Origin of the sequence: Marinobacter sp. (genome assembly GCF_052094685.1) — a bacterium.
Lineage (GTDB): Bacteria > Pseudomonadota > Gammaproteobacteria > Pseudomonadales > Oleiphilaceae > Marinobacter.
On record NZ_JBQDKB010000138.1, the window covers coordinates 1 to 7,120 of the forward strand.

Annotated in this window: 4 protein-coding genes; all 4 read right to left on the minus strand. The window is 51.1% G+C overall.

Annotated elements, in window-relative coordinates; translation table 11 throughout:
- Window positions 1-147: 147 nt before the first annotated feature.
- The gene (locus ACTH3S_RS17330; RefSeq protein ID WP_441810262.1) at window positions 148-1,221 is read right to left on the minus strand and encodes a hypothetical protein; all 1,074 of its coding nucleotides are present in this window, start codon (window positions 1,219-1,221) and stop codon (window positions 148-150) included.
- Window positions 1,222-1,321: 100 nt separating this feature from the next.
- A complete protein-coding gene (locus ACTH3S_RS17335) occupies window positions 1,322-2,395 on the minus strand; it encodes a hypothetical protein (RefSeq protein ID WP_441810263.1) in 1,074 nt (357 codons plus the stop codon).
- Complete coding sequence (locus tag ACTH3S_RS17340) at window positions 2,392-5,763, minus strand: toxin VasX (RefSeq protein ID WP_441810264.1); 3,372 nt, start codon at window positions 5,761-5,763, stop codon at window positions 2,392-2,394. Before ACTH3S_RS17340 ends, ACTH3S_RS17335 begins: the two co-directional genes overlap by 4 nt.
- Window positions 5,760-7,120 (minus strand): type VI secretion system Vgr family protein (locus ACTH3S_RS17345; protein ID WP_441810265.1); only part of this gene is annotated, 1,361 nt, incomplete at its 5' end. The genes ACTH3S_RS17340 and ACTH3S_RS17345, both read right to left, overlap by 4 nt.

Below are 7,120 nucleotides of genomic sequence, written 5' to 3' on the forward strand. Positions count from 1 at the left end.
ATGGGTCAATTTTAAGTCGGCGCTAGTGGGTCAGTATTACTCCGGCGGTGACAGACAGGTACGTCTGGCTTCCACTCGGGAACTTACTGACTTGCCCGGCCTTAGATTTTTTCGAGCTCGATTGATTTTTCATATAACCGTTTTCAGTCAAATAGGCCACGCCGTCGTGGGGCGCTGCTTCCGGTATTCCGCCATTGAGACCTTGCCCAGCTGCGGGGTTAACCTGCAAGTGCGTTTTCCCCAAGGATACTCCGCTTGTCGCTTCAGCCACTCAGCTCCCTCATCCTGCTTCCAGGCTTCTATGTCCAGGTTGCGCCAAAAGCGGGGGTCACGCCCGATGCGTTTGTCATGCTCGACGGTTACCGTATCCAGGTGTCGAAAGGGTTCCAGTCTTGGCACATCAGGCAAAGGCTGGGACACATCCATGTACCGTTGAAGCATATCCCATAGCGCCATCACCTCTTCCTTCGCCGACTCGGCCCGACTGAAGGATGTCTGACTAAATTGCTTGCCAGTGTAGCGATGCACGAACATTAGGCGATAGAAGATACCACCCGCTTCAATCACTCGTTCCACATAGGCATCGAATTCTTCAAAAGGGGTTGTGAGTTTCTTGCCACCGGATACTGCGAAGCTCACCTCGCCCGTTTCGCGACTGAAGAAGCTTTCACCCGCCTCCAAGCCTCGATCCAAAAGCTTGGCGAGGAGCTTGTCGAAGGGTCTTAGTAACAGGGCAAAACCGCCCATGACCCAGAGCATGGTTTTTATGAGGACATAGAAAGAGAAGGGCATCCAAATCAAGACTGCAGAAAGAATCACAACAAACTGCAGAATATGTGCAATGTTGGCTGTAATGAGAATCAAATAATAGACAAAAACGACCCCACCACCTCCAACTAAAACGGTGCCCCAAACGTAAGGAATGAATAGTATCAAAGCGGAAAGCCCAAGAAAGGCTTTACCGTTGAGAAAACGAATTTGGCGGTGATCCCACCACCAATCGCCGGAGGTAAAAGCTTCTGGCTCGCTCTGCTCCTGATGCTGAACGTCACCAACGTCCTCACACACCCGATAATAGGGGGCGATCCCAGCGTAGTCACCAATGGGTTGAAGATCCTGACCCAGCTGTTTTCTGCTTTTTACTGGCTCCGGAAGGCGCGGAACCTGATCCTCACGGAACCCATATTTTTCATGACTGATATTTTCACCACTTTCGCTCACAAGGCGATCTCTTTCAAAGTCCTTCAGAAGCAGCGCCTATCGCCACGCGGGCTCAAGACTCCTATAAGTCTTGAAAAAACCTGACCCGAATTTCCACCTCTCAGATCGGCCATGAACCAGCAGGGCGCTTTTGCCGATACTCGTCCATGGAAATTTTGCCCAGTTGCGGCGTGAGCTTGCAGACTCGACTACCCCAAGGGTATTGGCTCTGTCGCTGATGAACATCTGTCCAACCCTCACCATCCTTCCAAGCTTCCAGATCCAGGTCGCGCCAGTATCTGGGATTGCGTCCTGTATTCCGGTCATGTTCCGCCGTCACCGGATCCAGATGGCGAAAGGGTTCCAGGCGTGGCGTATCAGGTAAGGGTTGGCTCACATCCATGTAGCGCTGGAGCATATCCCAGGTCGCCAACACTTCGTGTTTCTCAGCTTCAATGGTACTAAAGGCGGCCTTGTTGAAGGTTTTCTGAGTGTAGCGATGCACCAACATTAATCGATAGAAGATGCCGCCATGCTGAACCACCCGCTCTACATAGGCATCAAATTCCACAAAAGGGGCTTCAAAAAAGCGCTTTCGCCCGAGCGCAAAACGAACCTGGCCAGTGATGCGATTGAACTCGCTGCAGCCATCTTCAAGTGTGTCGTCCAGTTTCCTATTAATGATTTTTTCGAAGGGTTTGAGAAAAAAACCGATGCCGGTGCTCATGATCCAGTTGGTTGTAACTGGTGTGACCCAAATTGCAAAAGTGATCCACAAGAGAGACAGCACCCCTCCACCAAATACCAATATCTCTGAAGGGATACTCGGATGTTCGTTTAAAACAACAAACCCCCAACCAATTATCGCAACCCCTCCGAACCAGAGAAAAAGCACCCACGAAACTGGAATAACCAGCAACAAGAACTTAAGGCTCAACTTCCCATTCAAAAACCGAAGTCGCTGATGATCAGACCACCAATCTTTATTTTTAAATTCAGGGTCGACCTCCTCATGCTCTTGCAATGATTCAACATCTTGAACCGTCCGAAAATAGGGGGCACCCCCTGCATAAGTACCAATGGGCTGCAGTTCTTCGCCAATACGGGAGCGTTGCGGACTTTCGGGCAAAGGCCCTATAGCTGAAGCCCTGAACGCCGTGCCCGAAAATTCAGACATAGCTTGTGGGCTTTTCATGCGCTTACCTCGGCGAAAAACCAATACGGCGACTTGGACTGAGAATAAGGATCTAAGATAGTTCGCTCCTTAGGTGGTGGAGTGCTGTGGCGAGCTGCACTGTATATCTCGTAGTCTTCATACACCGGTGCGGGAAACACTAGTGGCCCCAGTTCGGTATCCAAAGTAGCCTGAAGCCCAACTCGAACCCGTGTCGTAACCGACTCTTGATAAAGCAGGCTACGATAGTCACTATCTTGAAGCTCACGTTTTACCAGAAAACGAACAGCAGACAGATGTGGCAGGGACTGCCTAGCTATGACTTTCGTCAGCGGTGTGGTTTTGACGAGTTGAGTACTGCTAACAGGTGCTATCGAGCCCGGGGCAACCACACTTGTATTTGAGGATTGATAAGCGATTTCCTGAACCACCAAATTGAAAGGCTGCACAGGTAAATCTGCGCTGCACTCATGCCCACGGTATAGATTCAACCGGCTGACTAGAGGGAATTGCACCGTTATCACATAGTCATCCGGTTCGGGTAAATAACTCGGGTGAGATAACGCTGGATCTGGTTCAATATCTGCGTATTTTTGCGCGGTCATCTCAATCGGCGAAAGCAGAGAAAGCAACTGGCTGTAGTAGGCTTGATCGTCTTGCTTAACCAGCAAGTCGTCAGGATATGCGCCCCAGGGGCCACGCTTTAGTAGTTGTTCGAACGAATCGTCTGTTGCGGCGCCCGCATAGAAGGAGCCTCCAACTACCATCGACATACCGAGTAGAGCCCAGCCCCATCCGGGTATGGCCAACAAAGGACCGATTAGAGGCTGGGCCAAGAAGATTAAACCACCCGCTAACGCTATAGCGTGCCCGGTGGCTGCATCAAAATCTCTGTTGGACAAACTGATCCGCATTTCCCAAGAACTCACCACAACATTGACAGCTCCTGCAGCAAAACTCGCCAAACTTGCAGTTCGGACCAGCGTGGAAGCGTTGATACGCTTTAACCTATCACCAATGAATACCCAGTTCTTCATATCAAATAATGGGCGAGTGGCGAATTTATAAACCTCGGTCTTACGAGCGGCTCTGTTTCCCAAGACAACACTGAGCTTAAGGGATGCTGCGATTAATTCTGCAGCAGCTCCTCCGAAGGATCTTGCAATCCCCAACGGCACATTTCCGTTTCTTGCCTTTGCAGCCCTATTTAAATTATTCAGCTCAACAAAAAAATTAAACGCCGCCAATACCACCAGCCCGCGGGACACAGCAGGGCCATCCACGACTTTCCCGACACGTTTGGCAAAATCCACCTTCAATAGTCCCAGCTTCTGAGCCTCAGGATGTGCGTCAGGTGCGAAGAACACCATGGTTCCACCGGCCACTTTATGAACAGCCTCCTCCACCGCATCAGCAGCTCGTGTGGGGCTGCTTGATGCTATTATTTCATCAGAACTGCCCAGCAGGTCTGCATATAGATAGTCTTTTTTTCGAGTGAGTACGCCTTCTGTGTAATCAAAGTCGTTTAAACCCCGGTCGAGGCCGTTTCCTCTCACACCAATGATGGATCCACTTTTAACAGCACCGGCCCGATCCATTACCTTAACGCCTTTCAACTCAGGGTCAGTCAAAACAAGGTTCGAGGAAACAGCCTGCATGATCTTCTGTATTTCAATTTGCTGAATATCGCCCTCTTCTATCAGGCGTTTGCATACCGCCAATATCGCGGAACTCCACTCAGCCAACGCACCGGATACCAGCCCTCCAACTTTTCCTGCATTGGAAATATCCTTGATAGCGCTACCATTACCTTCTGCTTTCTCTTTAAGCTGCTTTTCCAGATACACTAATGACTGCGTATTCAGTCGGTTCAGCATATTTTCATCAATCTCGGCCGGCTTCTCAGCAAGCGTTTGCATTCGCTCAAAAGGAGACGGGGTTCCGCTACCCTCAAAATTTGAGCCGTTAGTTTTGCGCTGAGGGGCCCACTTAGATAGGAAGCTACCATCCAAGATCCATTTTTTTAACCCGCTTAACACATGGGACTGACCACTCACACCTTGCGCTTTGAGTACGCCGGGGATTTGCTGCATGACATTAAGCTTATCCGCTATCAAAAGATAAGCCTCACAAATCGCATGATCACTGCACGTCCGGTAGTCATCAAAGAATGGATCAAGTCCCCCCACTTTCATTATGTCGGTCAGGCCTTCGACATGCTGCTCAATGATCCGGATAGCATGATTCTTTTCTGAAGCATCCAACACTTCATCCAACTTCTGCCGGTCTATAGCCTCTGCATATTTCGACAATGACGAAGCCTTTCCACCTGCTTGCGGATCAAGCACCGCTTGCCGAATCAACATCGCGGAGTGAACCATTGGATTCTTCTGAATCGATACATCAACCGCATCCAAATAATGCAAAGCCAACTGCAACTGAGCAAGTGAATGGCGCAGTTTGAACAGCGGATCCGGCAAAGCAACACAGGCCAGCCCTTTCTGCCCTCTCAGTTCAGCAAGCTGATCTTCATCGGCATCACAACGAATGTCGAGATCAATAGGGTCCTCACTTTCTTCCTGTGCTTCGCGAAGGCGGGCGGCTAGTTTTGCGCAGAGCTCTGAATCAGATGGCTTTTGGAATTCAGGGTTGAAGTCCCTAGGGCTCTCCAGCATCAACTCAACACCCAGATCCCTTGCACGGAGCTCCGGCAAATCCTCAGCTCTTGAGGCCGGAAAACCAGTCTGAAAACTGAGACCTTCCACCTTGGTTACTGCCCAGGCGTGCCCCACTCCGGTCGTGCGCACATTTCTGGCTTTTTCGTCTGCCTCCAGCTTCTGGATATATCCCCAATCCCACTGCACCTCACTGTAAGCCATGCGGATATCGTGCATGACTGCTTTCCCCTGCAGGAATACCGGCACAAGCACATCATCAAGCCATTCACCCTCAGCGGGGCGTTTTATCCGTAAATTGCTTCCTGGGCTCTCTATCGCTTTGCGAGTTGCTGACAGATCTACATCACTCACCTTCGAATCTGGCCCGATCTCCAACTCACGCCACAGCCTGTCCCGGCGAAATATATACAGATAACCGGGCCGGAGCATCGCAACAGCTTTACCCTGATAAATCGGGGCTCCATAACCGGTGGAAACGGGAAGTGCGCTTTCAATTTCTGCCAGTGGTTTAATCCTTAACAGGGTATTTTCCTGATCGTCTTCCTGTTCAATGTTCGAACGAGCATTTTTTAGCAGAGGGATCGTCATCTGCCCTCCCCCACGCTTATCTAGCGTGAGGACTAGATCATGTAGGTTTTTGTCATCGTATGCTGCTTTACGGCGAACGGAATGCTCTTTGGACTCGTCTGAAAATGTTACTGAACCTGTCATGCTCCACCCTCTTCTGACGAGCCTTTGACCACGTCAACTGAACCTTTGCTGGCATTCCCACCGATCACGTCAACAATGAGCTTTCGGTCAGTACCTGGTAGTCTCTCTATCTGAACAGGAACCGCAGCAGCATTCTGACGCGTGCTTACATTCGCAAGATTCGCCGCAGGCGGTGAAACTGGCATATCGCCATCTAATACGTTTGGCATATCCGCACTTTGAAGGCTCGCACCACTTCCACTCCCAGCATTCCCCCCAGAATTAATCTTAATCCCCGGCCCACTCAACGTAACCCCGCTAGGGTCCAGCTTAATAAAGCTACCGCCACCAGAAATGGTAATCTCGGCACCCGCATCCAGTACCACCTTGGCACCGGCCTTGTGGTGCACTTCACTGCCGGCTTCGCACAAGGTGGCACCGCCAGACTTCTGATGAAGAGTACCGCCAACGCTCTGGCTGCAATCAGCGCCGATGGTTTGGCGGGTTTCTCCATCCACGGTGAGGTGGTCGTTGCTTTTAACGTGGCTGAAACGGTCATTTTCAACGGTCTGGTGGCTGTCGTTGTTGATGACTTCGGTGCGGTTATTTTCGGTGAGCAGGTCCAGGTCTTTTTGGGCGTGGATGTATACCTGTTGTTTGTCTGCTTCGTCTTCGAATCGTAATTCGTTGCTGCCTTCGCCTTTGTGGGTCTGGGTTTTCAGAGTGGTGCGGGTTTTATGTTCTGGCAACGCGTACGGCGGTGTGTTGGTGGCGTGATAGGTGCGGCCAGTAATAATCGGCTGATCTGGGTCGCCATCGAGGAAACTAACAATCACTTCGTTGCCAATTCTGGGCAGGGCCATAAAGCCATACTGTCCGCCAGCCCAACCCTGGCTCACTCTTAGCCAAGCGCTGCTGTGTTCATCATTTTTACTGTATCTATCCCATGGAAACCGTACTTTTACCCGGCCAAATTCATCACAGTGAATTTCCTCGCCTTCCGGGCCGGTAACAATGGCAATCTGAGGGCCGTCCATCAGTGGGCGATGGTCGCTCAAGGGTCGCCAGGTTTTGTCTGCAGGAATGGCTCTGAACGTGTTGTGGTATGTGGTCGGGCCAGAACCGCCCTCTTCTTCCATGGCCTGGGGCTGTTTGCCTGTATGGGTGACGGCGGTAAGTAACCAGTCCCGGTTCAGGTTGGCATTATCGTGCTCGGTCAGTTCGGTTTTGGCACCACAGGTAAAGTCTGCGCGGTTGCTTTCGCCGCTCGCGGTGCTGGCGTCGTTTCGGAGGGCATCTAGCTTAGCGTCGGTAAACGGCTGACCGCTGGCATCGGCTTTGAAGCGGCCTGGGTAGTCGAAGTGTTGGTAGTCTTGGC